The sequence below is a fragment of the Streptomyces sp. PSU-S4-23 genome (assembly GCF_055632315.1).
Map to the genome: position 1 here is coordinate 1617087 of NZ_JBVMUU010000002.1, position 19578 is coordinate 1636664.

16 protein-coding genes are annotated in these 19578 nt (G+C 71.7%); 10 read left to right on the forward strand and 6 right to left on the reverse strand.

Features of this window, described 5'->3' with window-relative positions:
• Positions 1–136 precede the first annotated feature (136 nt).
• The gene (locus ACZ79I_RS08165; protein WP_471495560.1) at positions 137–1753 is read right to left on the reverse strand and encodes an ADP-ribosyltransferase domain-containing protein; all 1617 of its coding nucleotides are present in this window, start codon (positions 1751–1753) and stop codon (positions 137–139) included.
• Between the two features lie 190 nt (positions 1754–1943).
• On the opposite strand from ACZ79I_RS08165, the gene ACZ79I_RS08170 reads away from it, so the two are divergent.
• Together ACZ79I_RS08170 and ACZ79I_RS08175 are read left to right on the forward strand one after the other, a co-directional pair.
• Entirely contained in the window at positions 1944–2621 is a 678-nt protein-coding gene (locus ACZ79I_RS08170; RefSeq protein WP_471495562.1) for a macro domain-containing protein, read from the forward strand.
• Between the two features lie 319 nt (positions 2622–2940).
• Positions 2941–4467, forward strand: coding sequence for a TldD/PmbA family protein (locus ACZ79I_RS08175; protein ID WP_471495564.1), 1527 nt, complete (start codon positions 2941–2943; stop codon positions 4465–4467).
• 129 nt (positions 4468–4596) lie between these two features.
• On the opposite strand, the gene ACZ79I_RS08180 is transcribed toward ACZ79I_RS08175, so the two are convergent.
• The gene (locus tag ACZ79I_RS08180) at positions 4597–5364 is read right to left on the reverse strand and encodes a hypothetical protein (RefSeq protein WP_471495566.1); all 768 of its coding nucleotides are present in this window, start codon (positions 5362–5364) and stop codon (positions 4597–4599) included.
• Between the two features lie 490 nt (positions 5365–5854).
• On the opposite strand from ACZ79I_RS08180, the gene ACZ79I_RS08185 reads away from it, so the two are divergent.
• Positions 5855–7249: a metallopeptidase TldD-related protein gene (locus tag ACZ79I_RS08185; RefSeq protein WP_471495568.1), complete on the forward strand. Its 1395-nt coding sequence runs from the start codon at positions 5855–5857 to the stop codon at positions 7247–7249.
• 56 nt (positions 7250–7305) lie between these two features.
• Positions 7306–8574 (forward strand): tyrosine--tRNA ligase, encoded by a 1269-nt coding sequence (gene tyrS, locus ACZ79I_RS08190; RefSeq protein ID WP_471495570.1) that lies wholly within the window; start codon positions 7306–7308, stop codon positions 8572–8574.
• A 60-nt stretch (positions 8575–8634) separates the two neighbouring features.
• On the opposite strand, the gene ACZ79I_RS08195 is transcribed toward tyrS, so the two are convergent.
• Positions 8635–8919, reverse strand: a complete 285-nt coding sequence (locus ACZ79I_RS08195; RefSeq protein ID WP_471495572.1) for a GlsB/YeaQ/YmgE family stress response membrane protein — start codon at positions 8917–8919, stop codon at positions 8635–8637.
• Between the two features lie 243 nt (positions 8920–9162).
• On the opposite strand from ACZ79I_RS08195, the gene ACZ79I_RS08200 reads away from it, so the two are divergent.
• A complete protein-coding gene (locus tag ACZ79I_RS08200) occupies positions 9163–9606 on the forward strand; it encodes a DUF3099 domain-containing protein (protein ID WP_471495574.1) in 444 nt (147 codons plus the stop codon).
• A gap of 281 nt (positions 9607–9887) precedes the next feature.
• On the forward strand, positions 9888–10157 hold the full coding sequence (locus ACZ79I_RS08205) for a hypothetical protein (protein ID WP_471495576.1): 270 nt from the start codon (positions 9888–9890) through the stop codon (positions 10155–10157).
• 87 nt (positions 10158–10244) lie between these two features.
• On the opposite strand, the gene moaA is transcribed toward ACZ79I_RS08205, so the two are convergent.
• The 3 genes from moaA to ACZ79I_RS08220 all read right to left on the reverse strand — a co-directional run bounded on the left by moaA (position 10245) and on the right by ACZ79I_RS08220 (position 13378).
• Positions 10245–11234, reverse strand: coding sequence for a GTP 3',8-cyclase MoaA (gene moaA, locus ACZ79I_RS08210; protein WP_471504824.1), 990 nt, complete (start codon positions 11232–11234; stop codon positions 10245–10247).
• Between the two features lie 171 nt (positions 11235–11405).
• Positions 11406–13025, reverse strand: coding sequence for a solute symporter family protein (locus tag ACZ79I_RS08215; RefSeq protein WP_471495578.1), 1620 nt, complete (start codon positions 13023–13025; stop codon positions 11406–11408).
• Entirely contained in the window at positions 13022–13378 is a 357-nt protein-coding gene (locus ACZ79I_RS08220) for a DUF485 domain-containing protein (protein WP_471495580.1), read from the reverse strand. The genes ACZ79I_RS08215 and ACZ79I_RS08220 overlap by 4 nt, the downstream gene beginning before the upstream one ends.
• A gap of 382 nt (positions 13379–13760) precedes the next feature.
• Between ACZ79I_RS08220 and ACZ79I_RS08225 the strand changes: the two genes are divergently transcribed.
• The 4 genes from ACZ79I_RS08225 (at position 13761) to ACZ79I_RS08240 (ending at position 19548) form a co-directional block, all read left to right on the forward strand.
• Entirely contained in the window at positions 13761–15299 is a 1539-nt protein-coding gene (locus tag ACZ79I_RS08225; RefSeq protein WP_471495582.1) for a S8 family serine peptidase, read from the forward strand.
• A gap of 71 nt (positions 15300–15370) precedes the next feature.
• The gene (locus ACZ79I_RS08230; RefSeq protein WP_471495584.1) at positions 15371–16900 is read left to right on the forward strand and encodes a S8 family peptidase; all 1530 of its coding nucleotides are present in this window, start codon (positions 15371–15373) and stop codon (positions 16898–16900) included.
• A 100-nt stretch (positions 16901–17000) separates the two neighbouring features.
• Positions 17001–18398 carry a CoA transferase gene (locus ACZ79I_RS08235; protein WP_471495586.1) on the forward strand — a complete coding sequence of 466 codons (1398 nt, stop codon included), beginning with the start codon at positions 17001–17003 and terminating at the stop codon, positions 18396–18398.
• A gap of 100 nt (positions 18399–18498) precedes the next feature.
• Positions 18499–19548: a CopD family protein gene (locus tag ACZ79I_RS08240; protein WP_471495588.1), complete on the forward strand. Its 1050-nt coding sequence runs from the start codon at positions 18499–18501 to the stop codon at positions 19546–19548.
• Positions 19549–19578: the final 30 nt, after the last annotated feature.

Below are 19578 nucleotides of genomic sequence, written 5' to 3' on the forward strand. Positions count from 1 at the left end.
AGCGTGCGGCCCCTTTCGGCGTGCCGACAGGGACGCCACCGATACGCGCGTTGCTTCCGTACCCACCGCGCCGCGTGGCTGCCCGGCACGTGCGACCGCCGCTCCACCCGGGGCGGCGGTCGGCGCGGGCGTCCGGTCAGGACACCAGTGTCTGCTCCCCCAGTTCTGTCAGCCTCACGGTGCACAGGCCGCGGCCCTCGTCCTTGACGTCCGTCACCTCCAGCTGGGTGCCCGGCAGGAGGATGAACTCCTCCTCGCCGGTGAATGCGGAGAAGTCGCGGATGCCCACGGCCCGGGCGGGGACCACCTCGAACAGCGTCCGCTTGCCGCGGCTGCGCAGGAACGACCTGGCCACGTTGATGTCGGACGTGCACGAGGAGACGCCCCACCAGGTCACGGTCTGTCCGAGCGGGTACTGCGCACGCAGGTCCAGCGGCACCCCGCGCCACAACGGCTCGGTGCGGACGGGGAGTTGCGATACCGCTGAGAACAGCAGCCGCAGATACGGCAGGTAGGGGACGAGCCTGGTCCGGTCCGGGGAACGCAGGGTGGCGTTGATCTCCCGGTAGAACGCGGACTCGCAGGTGTAGAGGTAGAGCGCGGCGATCGCGTCGGCGGACAGGTCGTCGGACACTTCGTCCGCCCGCCGCTTGCCGAACTCGTGCGACCGGTCGACGTACCGGCCCAGCCCGGACAGCAGCGCGGCGACCGGGGCGGCGGCCTCGCGGAAGTCCATGAGCGGGGTGTCGAACACGCCGGTGATCGCGGGAAGGACCAGCCCCTCGTGCTTGACGCTGGAGAGACGGTCGAGGTACAGCTGGTGCAGCTCCATGGTCGACGCGATGAACGCGCCCATGCGGTCGGCGATGTCGCCGTCGGCCCCGCCGGTCTCTGCCGCGAGCGTGTTCCAGCCGGTGCTCGGCAGCCAGTCGATCCCGTCGGCGCCCAGCGATGCGAGGGCGTCGTTCACCATGTCGAAGTGGTCGCCGTCGCAGAAGATGTCGCCCTGCGCCGCCGGGTTGGCGTGGTCGATGTGCCGGACCTCGACCGCGGGGTACTTCTCCTGGAGCTTGAGGACGACCTTCTTCAGGCTGCGGGCGTGCGCCCCCCACCACGCGAAGACGACCCCGCGGTCCTCCTCGTCCGCGTCCTGCTTGGCCTTGAGGATCTCCTCGACGATCTGCTCGGCGACCGGCCGCCAAAACCTGGTGTGCCGGTCGGTGCCGATCGCCCCGTCGCCGCTGGCCGTCAGCGCGGCGTTCAGCAGCAGCACGCCCTGCGTGAGCATCGCCTGGAACCACTCCGGCGGCTGGACGGTGTCCTGCTTCCTCAGCAGCGCGCGGATGTCGGCTATCGGGGTCTTCTTGGGTATGCCGTACTTCCACATGGCCGCTGCCTTGATGATGCAGCGGATGCTGACGACCCTGCCGAACTGGCTGTCCTTCCAGTCGTGGAAGGTGTTGTCGAACATGGCGATGCCGGTGGCGCTCTCCGGCCGCGGGTACGGGTTCTGGCCGAAGACGACGACCTTCCACTTGTGCGGCGCGTTGGGCTTGAGCGCCTGGAAGGTCAGTTCGCGCACGGGCACGACCTCCGAACTGCGGCCCGGGCCGATGAACGCGGCCGCGTCCGGCTGCGCCTCGATGACCGGTTTCAGCAGCGGAAGCCACGGCTCACCGCCGCCCTTGAACAGCTCCGCGAGGGCCAGCGGGTCGTTCGGGTCGGGCGCGGCGGGGGTGGGGGCGTCGCTCATGGCGGCAGGGCTCCAATGGTCGAACCGGTTCTGGTGGAAGGCCTGATCGGCGAAGTGCCCATGAGGCTATGCCGGCCCACTGACAGTCCTCCCCCGGTTCGTGGAGGCGCCGGGCCGAGGCGGCCGCTCTGTCAGTGGGGCCCGGTAGCGTCCCGATCCGTCGAGCAACCGTTCCCGATCGGAGTGAGCCATGACCGTCGACCACGTGCAGCCGCCTCTCGAAGTGGTGCTGACCGACATCAACACCGCGGTGGTGGAGGCGTGGCGAGCGGCGTTCGCCGACACTCCCGGGATCCGGATCCGCAAGGGCTCGATCGTCGCCCAGGACGTCGACGCCTGGGTCAGCCCCACCAACTCCCGGGGACGGATGGACGGCGGGGTCGACGCGGTCGTCAAACGGCACCTCGGCGCGGGCATCCAGCTGCGGGTGCAGAAGGCGATCCGCGGCCAGTTCGCGGGAGCACTCCCGGTGGGCAGCGCGGTGTGCGTCGCGTCCGGGGCGGTCAAGCCGAGGTTCCTGATCTCGACGCCGACGATGGAGACGTCCTCGCAGAACATCAGCGAGACCCTGAACGTGGCCCTGGCCTGCGCTGCCGCGTTCCAGGCGATCCACCGGCAGAACAAGGAGGCACCGGGCAGCATCCGGTCGGTGGCGCTGGTCGGCATGGGTGCCCGGACCGGCCGGGTGCCGGCCCGTGTGTGCGCCAACTTGATGTGGACGGGCTACACCCTCTTCAACGACCACGTCTTCGAGGACTACGACGACCTGCGCGACACGATCGTCGCGCAGCTCGACGACATCGAGAGCGCGCCCGCGGAGAAGCGGGTCCGCATAACGCCGCCCAAGCGCACCGTCCCGCGCCGCTGACGAGACTCCCCGCCCCGGCGTCCGGCGCGCCGACAGGATCCGCCGGGTCCGGCGCGCCGCCTTCGCTCATGTTGTGCCGCCTTCGCTCATGTTGTGGCGCCGTCTCCGCGCACCGGACGCGCCGGAAGCGGCCGGTGCGGGTGGCCGGGCTGCGGGCCCGGCACCGGATGCCGGCGGTCCGCGGAGGTCCGGCGCCGGGCCGCCCTCCGGAGATGTCCCGCATGAGCGGCCCGCATGGGACATGCTTCAGTTCCGGCTTGTGCGTGGCCGCGCCACCGGCCGGACGAACCCGACGGCCACAGCGAAGGGAATCCCACCCGTGCCCCATGAGATCGATCAGTCGTTCCTCGCGCTTCCGCTGCGCTCACTGGCCGACGCCGCGCTGGCCCGTGCGCGGTCGCTGGGGGCCGAGCACGCGGACTTCCGGTTCGAGCGGGTGCGCAGCGCGTCCTGGCGGCTGCGCGACGGCAAGCCCTCCGGTTCGTCGGACACGACCGACCTCGGGTACGCGGTCCGGGTCGTGCACGGCGGCACCTGGGGGTTCGCCTCAGGTGTCGACCTCACCGCGGACGCCGCCGCCGCGGTCGCCTCGCAGGCGGTGGCGATGGCCGAGCTGTCGGCGCAGGTGATCGGGGCGGCCGGGTCGGACGAGAGGGTGGAGCTGGCGGACGAGCCGGTGCACGCCGACCGGACGTGGGTCTCCTCGTACGAGATCGATCCGTTCACCGTGCCCGACGAGGAGAAGACGGGGCTGCTGGCCGACTGGAGCGCACGGCTGCTCGGAGCCGAGGGCGTCAACCACGTGGACGCCTCTCTGCTGACCGTCCACGAGAACAAGTTCTACGCCGACACCGCCGGGACCGTGACCACCCAGCAGCGGGTACGGCTGCACCCGCAGCTCACCGCGGTCTCGGTCGATGAGTCCACCGGCGAGTTCGACTCGATGCGCACCCTCGCGCCGCCGGTCGGCCGCGGCTGGGAGTATCTGACGGGCACCGGCTGGGACTGGGACTCCGAGCTGGCGCGGATTCCGGAGCTGCTCGCCGAGAAGATGCGCGCGCCGAGCGTCGAGGCGGGGGTGTACGACCTCGTCGTCGACCCGTCCAACCTGTGGCTGACCATCCACGAGTCCATCGGCCACGCCACCGAGCTGGACCGGGCGCTGGGGTACGAGGCCGCGTACGCGGGTACCTCCTTCGCCACCTTCGACAAGCTGGGCAAGCTGAGATACGGCTCCGAGCTGATGAACATCACCGGTGACCGCACCGCCGAGCACGGACTCGCGACGATCGGCTACGACGACGAGGGCGTCGAGGGCCAGTCCTGGGACCTCGTCAAGGACGGCACACTCGTGGGGTACCAGCTGGACCGGCGCATCGCCAGACTGACCGGCTTCGAGCGGTCCAACGGGTGCGCCTACGCGGACTCGCCCTCGCACGTGCCGGTGCAGCGCATGGCCAACGTGTCGTTGCGGCCGGATCCGGCCGGGCTGTCGACCGAGGACCTGATCGGCGGGGTGGATCGCGGGATCTACGTCGTGGGCGACCGCTCCTGGTCGATCGACATGCAGCGGTACAACTTCCAGTTCACGGGCCAGAGGGCGTACATGATCCACAACGGGCGCCTGGCAGGGCAGATCCGGGACTTTGCGTATCAGGGGGTCACGCCCCGGTTCTGGGGTTCCTTGGAGGGCGTCGGAGGTCCCCGGACCTATGTGCTGGGAGGGGCGTTCAACTGCGGAAAGGCCCAGCCGGGACAGGTCGCCGCCGTGTCCCACGGGTGCCCGTCCGCGCTGTTTCGGAGTGTGAACATCCTGAACACGACAAACGAGTCGGGGCGCGCCTGACGACCAGGGGGCGGAACGAAGCCCCGCGGCGGCTCCGGCGTCAGCCCCGGACGGTCGTCGAGGGTGCCGGGCGCCTCGCGGTCCACGGTGCGGCGGACAAGGCGCCCCCGCACCGGCTCGTAGGCCCGGTCAGCCGGAGGCCGGGGCGCCGTCGGCCGCGTCCGTGGAGCGCAGCAGGCGCAGGAACGCCTTCACGCCCGTGATGATCTCCTGGTTGTCGGTGAGGCGGTTCACCGTGGACTCGAACTCCCTGCCCAGCGCGGCGATCCTGCGGTCCGCCTCGTCGGTCCGCTCGTATGTGCTCATGGCCAGCGCGTCCATGGTGCGGCGCAGTTCGGCGAGGGCTCGGTACTGTTCCTCCGCTTTCTCCTCCAGCACCCGCAGCCCGGCCTCGGCGCGGTCCAGTCGGCCGCGCAGCTCGACGACGTCGTCCCGCGGATACGTGACGTCCTTCAGGAGGGTGCCCAGGCGCCGCCGGAGCTGGCCGAAGTAGGCGCCGGCCGGACGGAAGAAGGTGCTCAGCAGGAAGAACGCGGCGAACCAGTAGCCCGTGAACTCGCCCGTCGCCCAGGTGATCACGAAGACGACGGCCGCCGTCAGGACGTGACCCGCGACCGCCGCCCGGAGCATCGTGCGGGCGATGCGCGCGGCCTCGGCGTCCCGGGCCGGGGAGACCTCCATGCCCTTCTCACGGCTCACCGCGATCTCGGCCAGCACCGCGTGCGCGTGGAAGTACAGGTTCCAGGGCAGGGTGAGCAGGAGCAGCAGCCACAGAAGGCTCAGCGCGCCCGCCCCGACGGCGAACACCACCGCGGGCGGCGCCCCCGCCACATAGGCGAAGACCAGTGCTGCGGCCGCCCCCACGACGGCCACCACGGCTCCCAGAGTTCTGCCCATACCCCCGCCTCCCGTCTGTACGTCGACACGGCCCATCGTCCCCGGCCCGGTGCGGCTCGGCATGAGTAGGCGTACTCAGTGAAGCGTGCGACGCGGCCGGTCCCTCCCCAGGAGTGACGAACAGGCTCTCTCGGTGTTCAGGCCGCTCGGACCCGAGGCAGGAATCGCGTCCCGCCCCCATCTCTGCTGGGTAGTCTCTGCGCTGATCCACAATCCGGTCTCCGGAGCCGTCCTCGAATACGCCGAGGCGCTCCGGAGGCCACCACCAAGTCATCAACCAGACCCCGTACGGTCGAGTTTCAACCACTGTAGACAGGGATTGAGGGCAGACCGTGAATAACCCCCTGACCTGCACAAATGCCGATCAGAGAGGTACGCCCCCGAACCCTGCGGGGAACTTCCGGTCCACCGTCGCGGCCGTCCCGCACGGCTGCCCGCCGGCCCTCTGCAGAGGCGTCAACATTCTGAACACCACCCAGGAGGCCGGCCGATGACCGCGCGTACGCACAAGCCGCACGAGATCGTCGAGCGGGCCCTCGCACTGTCCCGGGCGGACGGCTGTGTGGTGATCGCCGACGAGCGCTCCACCGCCAATCTGCGGTGGGCGGGCAACGCGCTGACCACGAACGGTGTCACGCGCGGGCGCACCCTCACCGTCATCGCGACCGTGGACGGCGCACAGGGCACGGCGTCCGGTGTCGTCTCCCGCTCGGCCGTCACCGCCGACGAGTTGGAACCGCTCGTCCGGGCGGCGGAGGCCGCGGCGCGCTCCGCCGGTCCCGCCGAGGACGCGCAACCGCTGGTCACGGGCGTGCCCGAGGCGCCGGACTTCACTCAGGCGCCCGCCGAGACCTCGTCGGCCGTCTTCGCGGACTTCGCGCCGGCGCTCGGCGAGTCGTTCGCACGCGCGCGTACGGGCGGCCGGGAGCTGTACGGCTTCGCCAACCACGAGCTCGTGTCGACGTACGTCGGCACGTCGACGGGGCTGCGCCTGCGCCATGACCAGCCGAGCGGCACGCTGGAGCTCAACGCGAAGTCGCCGGACCACCGGCGCTCGGCATGGGCGGGGCGTTCCACCCGGGACTTCAAGGACGTCGACCCGGCGGCGCTGGACGCGGAGCTGGCCGGGCGGCTGGTCTGGGCGGAGCGCAGGATCGACCTGCCGGCGGGCCGCTACGAGACGCTGCTGCCGCCGACCGCGGTCGCCGATCTGCTGATCTACCAGATGTGGTCGGCGGCGGCCCGGGACGCGGCGGAGGGCCGCACGGTCTTCAGCAAGCCCGGCGGCGGCACGCGCGTCGGCGAGCGGCTCTCGGAGATGCCGCTGACCCTGCGCAGCGATCCGCACGAGCCCGGCCTGGAGACGGCGCCCTTCGTCATCGCGCACGCCTCCGGCGACGACGCCTCGGTGTTCGACAACGGGCTGCCGCTGAAGGCCACGGAGTGGATCGGCGGCGGCGAGCTGAAGCATCTGACGAGCACCCGGCACAGCGCGGCCCTGACCGGGCTGCCGCTCACCCCGTCGATCGGGAACCTGATCCTGGACGGAGGTGCCGACCGGTCTCTGGAGGAGATGGTCGCGCGCACCGAGCGCGGGCTGCTGCTGACCTGCCTGTGGTACATCCGCGAGGTGGACCCGGCGACCCTGCTGCTTACGGGCCTGACCCGGGACGGCGTCTACCTGGTGGAGAACGGCGAGGTCACCGGCGAGGTCAACAACTTCCGCTTCAACGAGTCCCCCGTCGATCTGCTGGGTCGCGCCAGCGAGGCGGGCCGCACGGAGAAGACGCTGCCGCGGGAGTGGAGCGACTGGTTCACACGGGCCGCGATGCCCCCGGTGCGCGTCCCCGATTTCAACATGAGCTCTGTCAGCCAGGGCGTATAACCTCGTAGTCGGCTGTCACCCGACCGCCGAGGACCACCCAAGGAGACACGAGAACCGTGACGGACATCGTCGACGAGCTGAAGTGGCGCGGGCTGTTCGCCCTGTCCACCGACGAGGAGGCTCTGCGCAAGGCGCTCGCGGACGGTCCTGTCACCTACTATTGCGGCTTCGACCCGACGGCGCCGTCGCTGCACGTGGGGCACCTGGTGCAGGTGCTCACCCTGCGCCGGCTGCAGCAGGCGGGGCACCGGCCGCTGGCCCTGGTGGGCGGCGCGACGGGCCTGATCGGGGACCCGCGCCCGACCGCGGAGCGCACGCTGAACGCTCCGGAGACGGTGGCCGGCTGGGTCGAGAAGCTGCGCCGCCAGATCGAGCCGTTCCTCTCCTTCGAGGGGGAGAACGCGGCGGTGATGGTCAACAACCTCGACTGGACGCAGGGACTGTCCGCGATCGAGTTCCTCCGGGACATCGGCAAGCACTTCCGTGTCAACAAGATGCTGACGAAGGACTCGGTCGCCCGGCGCCTGGAGTCCTCCGAGGGCATCAGCTACACGGAGTTCAGCTACCAGATCCTGCAGGGCATGGACTTCCTGCAGCTCTACCGCGGGTACGGCTGCACGCTCCAGCAGGGCGGCAGCGACCAGTGGGGCAACCTCACGGCGGGCCTGGACCTGATCCACAGGCTGGAGCCCGACGCCACCGTGCACGCCATGGCGACGCCGCTGATGACCAAGGCCGACGGCACCAAGTTCGGCAAGACGGAGGGCGGCGCCGTCTGGCTCGACCCGGAGATGACCACGCCGTACGCGTTCTACCAGTTCTGGCTGAACGTGGACGACCGCGACATCTCGACGTACATGCGCATCCTGTCCTTCAGGTCCCGCGAGGAGCTGGAGGAGCTGGAGCGGCAGACCGGGGAACGCCCGCAGGCCCGTGCCGCGCAGCGTGCGCTGGCCGAGGAGCTGACGACGCTCGTGCACGGCGCGGAGCAGACGGCCGCCGTGATCGCCGCGTCCAAGGCGCTCTTCGGACAGGGCGAGCTGGCGGAGCTCGACGAGAGGACGCTTGCGGCGGCCCTCTCGGAGGTGCCGCACGCCCGGGTCGAGGGGCTCTCCCCGGTGGTGGACCTGTTCGCCGAGGTGGGCCTCGTGCCCAGCAAGTCGGCCGCGCGGCGCACGGTGAAGGAGGGCGGCGCGTACGTGAACAACGTGAAGGTGACGGCCGAGGACACCGTCCCCGCCAAGGAGGAGCTGCTGCACGGGCGCTGGCTGGTGCTGCGCCGCGGCAAGAAGAACCTGGCGGCGGTGGAGGTCGCGGGCGCCTGAGGCGCTCCCGCGCGAACGGAGGGGGCGGTCCCGCACGGGAGCGCCCCCTCGTCCGTTCCTTCAGGCCCGCTCCCTGTGTCCGCCGCCGCCCTTCGTCGACATGTACGCCATCTCGCCGAGGAAGACGAAGAGCACCGCCGCGGCGAGCTGCAGTCCGTGGCGGCTCCAGTCGATGCCCGGGGTGGCCGCGACACCGAGGGCCCGCGCGACGGCGTTGCCGACGATGCCTCCGATCACGCCCATGAGGGTGGTCAGCCACAGCGGGCTGTGCTGCTTGCCCGGCAGGATCAGCTTGGCCAGCAGACCGAGCACGAATCCGACGATGATCGCCCACAACCAGCCCATGACCGCCTCCTCGTACGGCTCGACGTGAGCAGTACGCCCAGTCTCGGACCGTCCGTCGTACGGCGCATGCCGAGTCCTCCGTACGCGGGATCGCGCAGCACCTCCGCCCAGGCCGCGCCTGCCCCGGTCTCGTAGCCTGCGCAGGCGCGGCGTAACGTGGAACATGTTCGGGCCCAGGTCCTGGCCGGGTACGGACCAGGTACGGGCCGGGGTGAGTCCGAGGCAGGCGGGCGGTGGAATGTGATGCGGAAGCCCAGAAGCGGGGGTAACGCCCAGGTATTCCGGATCACGGGTGCCCGGCAGGGGCTGGCGGAGGACGTCCGCGGCCGGCAGCGCCGCTACGTCATCTCGATGAGCATCCGCACCGTGTCGGTGATCCTCGCGGCCACCCTGTGGAACGTGGAGCGGCCGGTCGCCGTCATCGCGCTGGTCCTGGGTGCCACCCTGCCCTACGTCGCCGTCGTCATCGCCAACGCCGGGCGGGAGAACGCGCCGTCGCTCCCGTCGACGTTCGTCACCGCCCCGTTGCGCCCGATGCTCACGCAGCCCTCCGCGGAAGCCGCCCCCCGCCCGGGCGGAGACCAGAGCGCGGGCGGCTCCACGGAACCGGACCCGGAACGCGACCCGGCGGACGCCCCGGCCGGGCGCGCGGCCGGCGTCCCGGGCCAGCCGCGCGAGCGGAGCTGATCGGGGCGGGGCACCGGGAAACGGAACCAGACCCCGCGCGAAGCTCAAGAAAAGCTCAGATCAATCATGCTGTTCCGCTGCCGGGCACGGGGTCACCCGTGACATACTTCGTACGCGCTCCGCATCCCCCGTCGGAGCGACGGACCGACGCCGGGCAGCTCCCCCCGTGGCTGCTCGGCGTCGCCCTTTGGACGCCGCGTGGTGTCACGTGTCCGGCGTCCCCCGCAGCATCCCTCACCGCGCGAACGCCCCGAATCGGCGGGCGCTAGGGTCGGGGGGTGATGGTGAACGCCCCCGGCTCCGCCGCGCCCTCCCCGGTCTGCTCCGCGAAGGGCTGCCGCGCCGCCGCCGTATGGGTCCTGGCCTGGAACAACCCGAAGCTGCACACGCCCGAGCGCCGCAAGACATGGCTCGCCTGCGAGGAGCATCGCGAGCACCTGTCCCAGTTCCTGGGCGTACGCGGGTTCCTCAAGGACGTCGTGCCGCTGGCGCAGTGGGAGCCGCCGCAGCCCGCCGGATCGCGGGAGCCGCAGGAGCCCGGGACGGACTGACCCACGGCCCCGGGCCGCCCGCAGCGAACGGACCCGCCGGCCCACGGGACGTACGTCCGGGACCGGCTGTCCGCGGCGGGCGCCGGCTCAGCCTCCGATCGCCGACATCGGCCGGTCGGGCTGCAGGAACGACGGGTCGTCCAGCCCCGAGCCCGCCTTCTTGCCCCACATCGCGAGCCGCCAGATGCGGGCGATCTCCTCGTCCGGGGCGCCGGAGCGCAGTGCCGCGCGCAGGTCGGTCTCCTCGGTGGCGAACAGGCAGGTGCGGATCTGTCCGTCGGCCGTCAGCCGGGTACGGTCGCAGGCGGCGCAGAACGGGCGGGTGACCGAGGCGATCACGCCCACGCGGTGCGGGCCGCCGTCGACGACCCAGCGCTCGGCCGGGGCGGAGCCCCGCTCGCCGGCGCCCTCGGGGCTCAGCTCGAAGCGCGTCCGCAGCGAGGCCAGGATGTCCGTCGCGGTGACCATGCCCTCGCGCTTCCATCCGTGCTGGGCGTCCAGGGGCATCTGCTCTATGAAGCGGAGCTCGTAGTCGTGCTCGACCGCCCAGGCGAGCAGGTCGGGGGCCTCGTCGTCGTTCAGGCCCGGCATCAGGACGGAGTTGACCTTGACCGGGGTCAGGCCCGCCTCGCGGGCCGCCCGGAGGCCGTCGAGGACGTCCCGGTGCCGGTCGCGGCGGGTGAGGGCCTGGAACACATCGGGGCGCAGGGTGTCCAGCGAGACGTTGACCCGGTCCAGGCCCGCCGCCTTCAGGGCCGCCGCCGTGCGGCCCAGGCCGATGCCGTTCGTGGTGAGCGACATCTGGGGGCGCGGCCGCAGCCCGGCCACCCGCTCCACGATCCCGACCAGGCCGGGGCGCAGCAGGGGCTCGCCTCCCGTGAAGCGGACCTCCGTGATACCGAGGGTCGTGACCGCGATGCCGATCAGGCGGACGATCTCGTCGTCCGTCAGCAGGTCCGGCTTGGCCAGCCACTGCAGGCCCTCCTCGGGCATGCAGTACGTGCACCGCAGATTGCACCGGTCGGTCAGTGAGACCCTCAGGTCGGTCGCCACCCGACCGTAGGTGTCGATGAGCACGTGGTCCCCTCCTGCGTTGCGGATCACTCGAGTCCAACTCCTGAGAGCCTACGTGACGACACCGGCATCGGCACCGGCCTGATCCCGAGGAATACGCGACGGCCGCGTCGTGGGGACCCACGACGCGGCCGTCGGCACGGACCACGGTCAGGCAACCGCCGCCGGCAACCGTCAGTGCGCTCCGGTACCGGTCAGGGACCGGACCTCCAGCTCCGCGTACTTGGCGGCGTCCGGCTCCTCCTTCGACAGGAGGGTGCCGATCCAGCCCAGCAGGAAGCCGACCGGGATCGAGATGAGGCCCGGGTTCTCCAGCGGGAACCAGTGGAAGTCGACGTCGGGGAACATCGAGGTCGGCTTGCCGGAGACCACCGTCGAGAACAGCACCAGGCCGACCGAGGTGATCAGACCGCCGTAGATCGACCACAGCGCGCCCTGGGTGGTGAACTTCTTCCAGAAGAGGCTGTAGAGGATCGTCGGCAGGTTGGCGGACGCGGCGACCGCGAAGGCGAGGGCGACCAGGCCCGCCACGTTGATGTCGCGGGCGAGGGCGCCCAGGACGATGGAGACGGCACCGATGCCGACGGTGGACCAGCGGGCCGCCTTCATCTCCTCCTTCTCGGTGGCCTTGCCCTTCTTGATGACGTTCGCGTAGATGTCGTGCGCGAACGACGAGGACGAGGCCAGGGTCAGGCCCGCGACGACCGCGAGGATCGTGGCGAAGGCGACCGCCGAGATCGTGGACAGCAGGATCGCGCCCATGTTGGAGTCGACGCCGCCCAGGTGCAGGGCGAGCAGCGGCGCGGCCGTGTTGCCCGCCTTGTTGGAGGCGATGATCTCCTCCGGCTTGATCAGCGCGGAGGCGCCGAAGCCGAGGGCCAGGGTCATCAGGTAGAAGGCACCGATGAGGCCGATCGCCCAGATCACGGACTTACGGGCGGCCTTGGCGGTGGGCACGGTGTAGAAGCGGATCAGGATGTGCGGCAGGCCGGCGGTGCCGAGCACCAGGGCGATGCTGAGCGAGATGAAGTCCACCTTGCTCAGGCTGGTGGCGCCGTACTTCAGGCCGGGCTCCAGGAAGGCGCTGCCCTTGCCGCTGTTGTCGGCGGCCTTGCCGAGCAGGTCGGAGATGTTGAAGTGGAACTTCACCATCACCAGGATGGTCAGCAGCAGCGCACCGGCCATCAGCAGGACGGCCTTGACCATCTGCACCCAGGTGGTGCCCTTCATGCCGCCGATGGTGACGTACACGATCATCAGGACGCCGACCAGGGCCACGATGCCGATCTTGCCGCCGTCGCTGGTGATGCCCAGCAGCAGGGAGACCAGGACGCCCGCACCCGCCATCTGGGCGAGCAGGTAGAAGATCGACACGACGATCGTGGAGGTGCCGGCCGCGGTGCGGACCGGGCGCTGGCGCATGCGGTAGGCCAGCACGTCGCCCATGGTGTAGCGGCCGGAGTTGCGCAGCGGCTCCGCGACCAGGAGCAGGGCGATCAGCCAGGCGACCAGGAAGCCGATGGAGTAGAGGAAGCCGTCGTATCCGAAGAGGGCGATCGCGCCCGCGATGCCGAGGAAGGACGCCGCGGACATGTAGTCACCGGCGACGGCGAGGCCGTTCTGGAAGCCGCTGAACTGACGGCCGCCCGCGTAGAAGTCGGCGGCGTCCTTGGTCTGGCGGCCCGCCCAGACGGTGATGACGAGGGTGGCGACGACGAACACCGAGAACAGGCTGATGATCAGCCCTCTGTGCTCGCTGGCCGCGCCTGCGGCCAGGGTGATTGCGTGGCTCATGCGTCGCCCTCCATGCGGGACTTGATGGCTTCCGCCTTGGGGTCGAGCTTGGCGGCGGCGTGCCGCGCGTACCACCAGGCGATCAGGAACGTGGTGAGGAACTGGGCGAGGCCCAGCACCAGGGCAACGTTGACGTTGCCGAACAGCTTGGTGCCCATGAAGTCGCCCGCGTAGATCGACAGCAGGACGTAAGCGAAGTACCAGACGCTGAACGCCACGGTCAGCGGGAAGGCGAACGAGCGGTAGGTACGGCGCAGTTCACCGAATTCGGCGCTCTCCTGGACCTCGACGTAATGCTCGGTCGACGGAAGGCTCTTTTCAGTCGTCGAAGGGGGTGGTGCGTCGGTTGCCACGGTGTCTCCTCGCGTTGCGGGTGCGGTGACGGCGGTGGTCGGCGGTGAGTGAACCTCGCCGCCGGGAACGGGTCGGTGCGGGCGCGCGGTATGACCCCACGGTGACCTGGATCACATCACTGAGTGCGACGGTAGTGCTCTGATACGTGATCCGTCAGGGGGCTTCGATCGTCTCCCTGCTCCCTGCACAACGTTCACGGCGCAACACGGGGACCGGTTCAACTCGGTTCGTTTCTTCTCCGCCCTCGTCGAAAGTCATCGCCGAAAGTCATTGATGGCCAGCCGTAACGGCAGATAGCTTCGCCCTGCACCACCCGTCATGTACCTGCCGGACGCCACCGCGGTCCGGCTCGTTCACGTTTCCGGATGATGTGGAGATCCCATGGCTCATCTGCCCTCCAGACGTCGGCTCGCCCTCGCCGTGCCCGTCGTGCTGTCGCTCACCGCCTCGCTGGGCTTCCTGCCGAGTGCCGCCTCGGCCGCCCCGCGCACCGCCACCACTGCTCAGACCGCTCAGACCGCGGACGGTCCCGCTCTCGCCTATGTCGTCAACACCGGCACGGACCGTCACACGATCACGACGGTGCGTCGGGCGATAGAGGCGGCCGGCGGCAGCATCGTGGTGACCTACGGCAAGATAGGCGTCTTCGTCGTCCACTCCTCGAACCCGGACTTCGCCAAGACCCTCCGGACTGTCCGCGGGGTACAGTCCGCGGGTGCGACCCGGACCGCGCCGCTGACCGCCGCGGGCACGACGGACGAGGGGGCCGCGCAGTACCTGACGAAGTCGGAGGCCGCGAAGATCACGGGCGCGTCGGCCTCCGCCGGCGAGAGCGAGCCCCTGGAAGCCGACCAGTGGGACCTGCGCGCCATAGGCGCCGACAAGGCGGCGCAGATCAACCCGGGCAGCCGTGACGTCACGGTCGCCGTCATCGACACCGGCGTCGACGACACCCACCCCGACCTCGCCCCGAACTTCTCCGCGTCGCAGTCCGCGAGCTGCGTCGGCGGCAAGGCGGACACCTCGTACGGCGCCTGGCGGCCCGCGAGCCCCGACCACTACCACGGCACGCACGTCGCCGGTGAGATCGCGGCGGCCCGCAACGGCATCGGTGTGGCGGGTGTCGCCCCGGGCGTCAAGGTCGCCGGCATCAGGGTCGCCGACCCGGTCAACGAGCTGTTCTACCCCGAGAGCGTCGTGTGCGCCTTCGTGTTCGCCGCCGACCACGGCGTCGAGGTCACGAACAACAGCTACTACGTCGACCCGTGGCTGTACAACTGCATGGACGACCCGGACCAGCGGGCCATCGTCGACGCGGTCAACCGGGCCCAGCTGTACGCCCAGCGCAAGGGCACCCTCAACGTCGCCTCCGCGGGCAACTCCAACGACGACCTCGACTCCCACGCCCTGGTCGACGACTCCAGCCCCGACGACTCGACCGCGGTGACCCGCACCGTCGACCCGCACGAGTGCTTCGACGTGCCGACCCAGCTGCCGGGCGTCGTCACGGTCAGCGCGACCGGGGTCAAGGGCGCCAAGTCCTACTACTCCAGCTACGGCGACGGCGTGATCGACGTCGCGGCACCGGGCGGCGACAAGTACCAGATCCCGGACACGCCGTCGGCCAACGGCCGCATCCTCTCCACGATGCCGGGCGGCCAGTACGGCTTCCTCCAGGGCACCTCGATGGCGTCCCCGCACGCCGCGGGCGTGGCCGCGCTGCTGAAGTCCACGCACCGGTGGGCGACGCCGGCCCAGCTGCAGTGGCTCCTGAAGGCGCAGGCGGACAACCCGGGCTGCCCGAGCGAGCCCTACGACGGCAACGGCGACGGCGTCGTGGACGCGACCTGCGTGGGCGACAAGCACATGAACGGCTTCTACGGCTTCGGCGTCGTCAACGCCCTGCGGGCGGTCGAGTAGCCGCACGGACCCGTTCACCGGGCTTCCGCACGGCCCGTACCGCTGCTCTCGCGAACGAACTGGAGACCTCCATGACAGCGCCGCGCAAGCGCTCACGCCGTCTCGTCGCCCTACCGCTGGGCATGGCCATGGCGTCTGCCTTCGCCTTCCTGCCGAACGCCACCGCGTCGGCGGCCCAGGCCGCCCAGGCGGCCCCGAAGGCCACGACGGCGGACGCCGCCTCGCTCAGCTACGTCGTCAACGTCCGCCCCGGCCACGGCCCTTCCGCACACGTGAAGAAGGCGATCGCCGACGCGGGCGGCACGATCGTGATTTCGTACGACCGGATCGGCGTGATCGTCGTCCACTCCTCGAACCCCGACTTCGCGAGGACCGTCCGCACGGTGCGCGGGGTGCAGTCGGCGGGAGCCACCCGCAACGCACCGCTTCCCGCACAGTCGACGACCGATGTCGGCACGCCGAAGGTGCTCACCTCCGCGGAGGCCGCGAGCGCCCGCGCCACCGACGGACAGGACCCGCTGGAGCCGCTGCAGTGGGACCTGCCCGCCATCAAGGCGGACAAGGCGCACGAGAAGACGCTCGGCAGCCGGGACGTCACGGTCGCCGTCATCGACACGGGCGTCGACGACACACACCCGGACATCGCGCCGAACTTCGACCGCGACGCGTCCGTCAACTGCGTGTCGGGCAAACCGGACACGACCGACGGGGCCTGGCGGCCGAGCGCGTCGGAGAGCCCGCACGGCACGCATGTGGCGGGGGAGATCGCGGGCGCCAGGAACGGCGTCGGCATCACCGGGGTCGCCCCCGGGGTGAGGGTCGCCGGGATCAAGGTGGCCACGACGGCGGGCTACTTCTACACCGAGGCCGTGGTGTGCGGCTTCGTGTGGGCGGCCGAGCACCACGTCGACGTCACCAACAACAGCTATTACACCGACCCCTGGTACTTCAACTGCACCGACGACCCGGACCAGAAGGCGCTCGTCGACGCCATCACCCGGGCCTCGCTGTACGCGGAGCGCAAGGGCACGGTGAACGTCGCGGCCGCCGGCAACGAGAACTACGACCTGGACGCGGACTCGATCACCGACCCGGTCTCCCCGAACGACGGCACACCGAGCGACCGGGTGATCGACCCGCACCGGTGCTTCGACATACCGACCCAGCTGCCGGGTGTGGTGACCGTCGCCGCGACGGGCGCCAAGGGCATCAAGTCGTCGTTCTCCAACTACGGCCTCGGCGTCATCGACGTCGCCGCACCCGGCGGCGACGCCACCCGCTACCAGACCCCCGCACCGCCGGCCACCAGCGGTCTGATCCTCGGCCCGCTGCCCGGCGGCACCTGGGGCTACATGGCGGGCACGTCGATGGCGTCCCCGCACGCCGCGGGGGTGGCCGCGCTCATCAAGTCGACGCACCCGCACGCCTCCGCGGCCCTGGTGAAGGCGCTGCTCTACGCCGGCGCCGACCCCACACCGTGCACGGATCCGTACGACATCGACTCCGACGGCAAGGTCGACGCGGTGTGCCAGGGCTCGAAGAACCGCAACGGGTTCTACGGCTGGGGCACCGTGGACGCGTTGAAGGCCGTGACCAGGTAAGGACGGACCCGCCTGAACGACGGACCGGCCGCTGCCGGGGCCGGGCCACCGCCCGGCCCCGGCAGCCGTGTTGATCCGGTACACCCTGCATAGTGCCCCCATGACGGATATGGACATGGCATGGGCGGCACTGGGCGGGGATCCCGCTCTGCTGCCGGGGGTCTCGGCCGTCGTGCGGGACGGGGCACTGCCCTCGCGCCTGCCCGTGCGGGAGGTGGCGAGGGCCTGTGTCGGGGCCTGCGCCCTGGCGGCCGCCGAATGGGGCGCGCTTCGGGCCGGGCTCCCGGCCGTGCCCCGGGTCCGGGTGGACGACGGGGCCGTGGCCACGGCCTTCCACAGCGAACGGCACCTGCTGGTCGACGGCCGCGCACCCGTCGCCTTCGCCCCGCTGTCCCGGTTCTGGCGCACCGCGGACGGCTGGGTGCGCACCCACGCGAACTATCCGCATCACCGGGCGCGGCTGCTCGGTGCGCTCGGGCTGCCGGCGGACGCGTCCCCGGACACCGTGGCCCCGGCGCTCGCCGAGCGGTCGGCCGCCGAGGTGGAGGAGAGCGTGTACGCGGCCGGAGGGCTCGCGGTCGCGCTGCGCACCCCGGGGGAGTGGGCGGCGCACGAGCAGGGGCGCGCCATCGCCGCACACCCCCTGGTGGGCCGTGAGCGGCTCGACGACGCGCCCGTACGCCCCCTCGTACCGCTCGCCGGACAGCCGCTGCTGCCCGCCGTGGGCCTGCGCGTCCTGGACCTCACCCGGGTCATCGCCGGCCCCTCGGCCACCCGCACGCTGGCGCTGCTCGGCGCGGACGTGCTGCGGATCGACAGCCCGCGTCTGCCCGAACTCCCCGACCAGCACGCCGACATGGACATCGGGAAGCGGTCCGCGCTCCTCGATCTGACGGCGTCCGCGGACCGGCGGACGTTCGAGGGGCTGCTGGCGCAGGCCGACGTGGTCGTCAGCGGATACCGGCCCGGAGCGCTCGACCGGCTGGGACTGTCTCCCGGGCGGTTGGCCGAGCGGCGCCCCGGCCTCGTCATCGCCCAGCTGTCGGCGTGGGGCGCGTACGGTCCGTGGGGCGGGCGCCGTGGCTTCGACAGTCTGGTGCAGGTCGCCACCGGCATCGCGGTGACCGAGGGGCCGGCCGACCGGCCTGGCGCCCTGCCTGCGCAGGCCCTCGACCACGGCACCGGGTATCTGCTGGCCGCGGCGGTCCTGAGGTCCCTCACCGAGCAGACCCGGGAGGGCGGGACCCGGGTCGTACGGCTGGCGCTGGCGCGCACGGCCGCCTGGCTGACGGACGGGGCCGTGCGGGCCCCGGGGGGCGCGCGGTCGGCGTACGACGGCCCGGACGCCTGGCTCACGGAGTCCGACAGCGTGCTGGGCCGGCTGCGGTACGCGCTGCCGGCGACGCGTTTCGAGGGCGGGCCGGCGGACTGGGCGCGGCCACCGGGGCGGTGGGGGGAGGATCCGGCGCGCTGGGCGCCGGCCGCGCCCCGCGGCTGAGCCACCGGACGGCCGAAAGCGCACCTCTGGGCGGAATGACACCATCCCAGTTGTTCTCATTCGCTTGCCCGGTTCTGTGCCGACTGGTGACGATCCTGGGGTGAGCCCGATCCGACCTCCGGCCGAAGCCGGCGGCGGGGGCGCCGGCGCGGCGTCCGTGCCCGCGCCGCTCTCCCCCGCCCTCCCGCGCCCGTCGGCCCGGCGCGCCACCGCCGTCCTCGCCCTCGTGACCGCCGCCGCCCTGATACCCCTGCTCGGTCCCTCGGCGGCACTGCGGGACACGGGCGAGGCGGCCGCACCCGGGGCCGGCGGCACGGGCCTGCTGCGCACGGTCCTGTTCGCGGCGCTGTGCGTGCCGGCGGGCGAGTTCCTCTGCGCCCGGCTGGTCCGCCGGGTGCCGGACGCGCCCGGGGCCGGTGCGCCGCGCAGCCCGGCGACCTGGGCGGCCGCCGCGGGTTTCGCGGCCGCGCTGGCGCTCGCCTCGGTCGTGGCCACCGGCAACCTGGTCCCGGACCGGCTCGACCAGATCGACCTCGGGGGGCTGTACCGCACCAGGGACGGCTCGCTGGCCCTCCTGGAGGTCAACGCCTTCCTGGTGGCGGGGGTGTGCGCCCGCTCGCGCCGGCCGTCCCTGCGGCTGTGGCCGCCGGCCGCGGTGGTCGTCGCGGAGGCGCTGCGCGCCCATCCCACGACGGAGCACGGTGCACTGACCGGCTCGGTCCTGACGTTCGTTCACCTGACCTGCGCGGCCCTGTGGGCGGGGGGTCTGCCGGCCGTGCTGCGGACGGTGCGGCGCTGGCGTGCCGTCCCCGGGGCGGGCGCCGCGCTGCTGGGACTCTACGCGCGCGTGGCGGCCGTGCTGCTGGCCGCGATCACCGCGACGGGGGTGTGGAGTTCGCTGCGCCGGATGCCGACCGACACGGTCCTCGGCCAGCTCACGACGACGGCGTACGGCCGCGCCCTGCTGGCCAAACTGCTGCTCGTGGCCGTCGTCGCCGCGCTCGCCCTGATGGCGCGCCGGCGGCTTCGGCGTGCCGCCGATCCGCTCAGCGCCTGTTCCCCGGCGCGCGCGGAGGTGGCGGCGCTGTCCCTGGTCGTCGCGGTGTCGGGGCTGCTGACGGCGCTGCCGCTGCCGATCCGCTGGTCCTGATGCGCGGTTGGCGGGCGCGTCGACGACCGG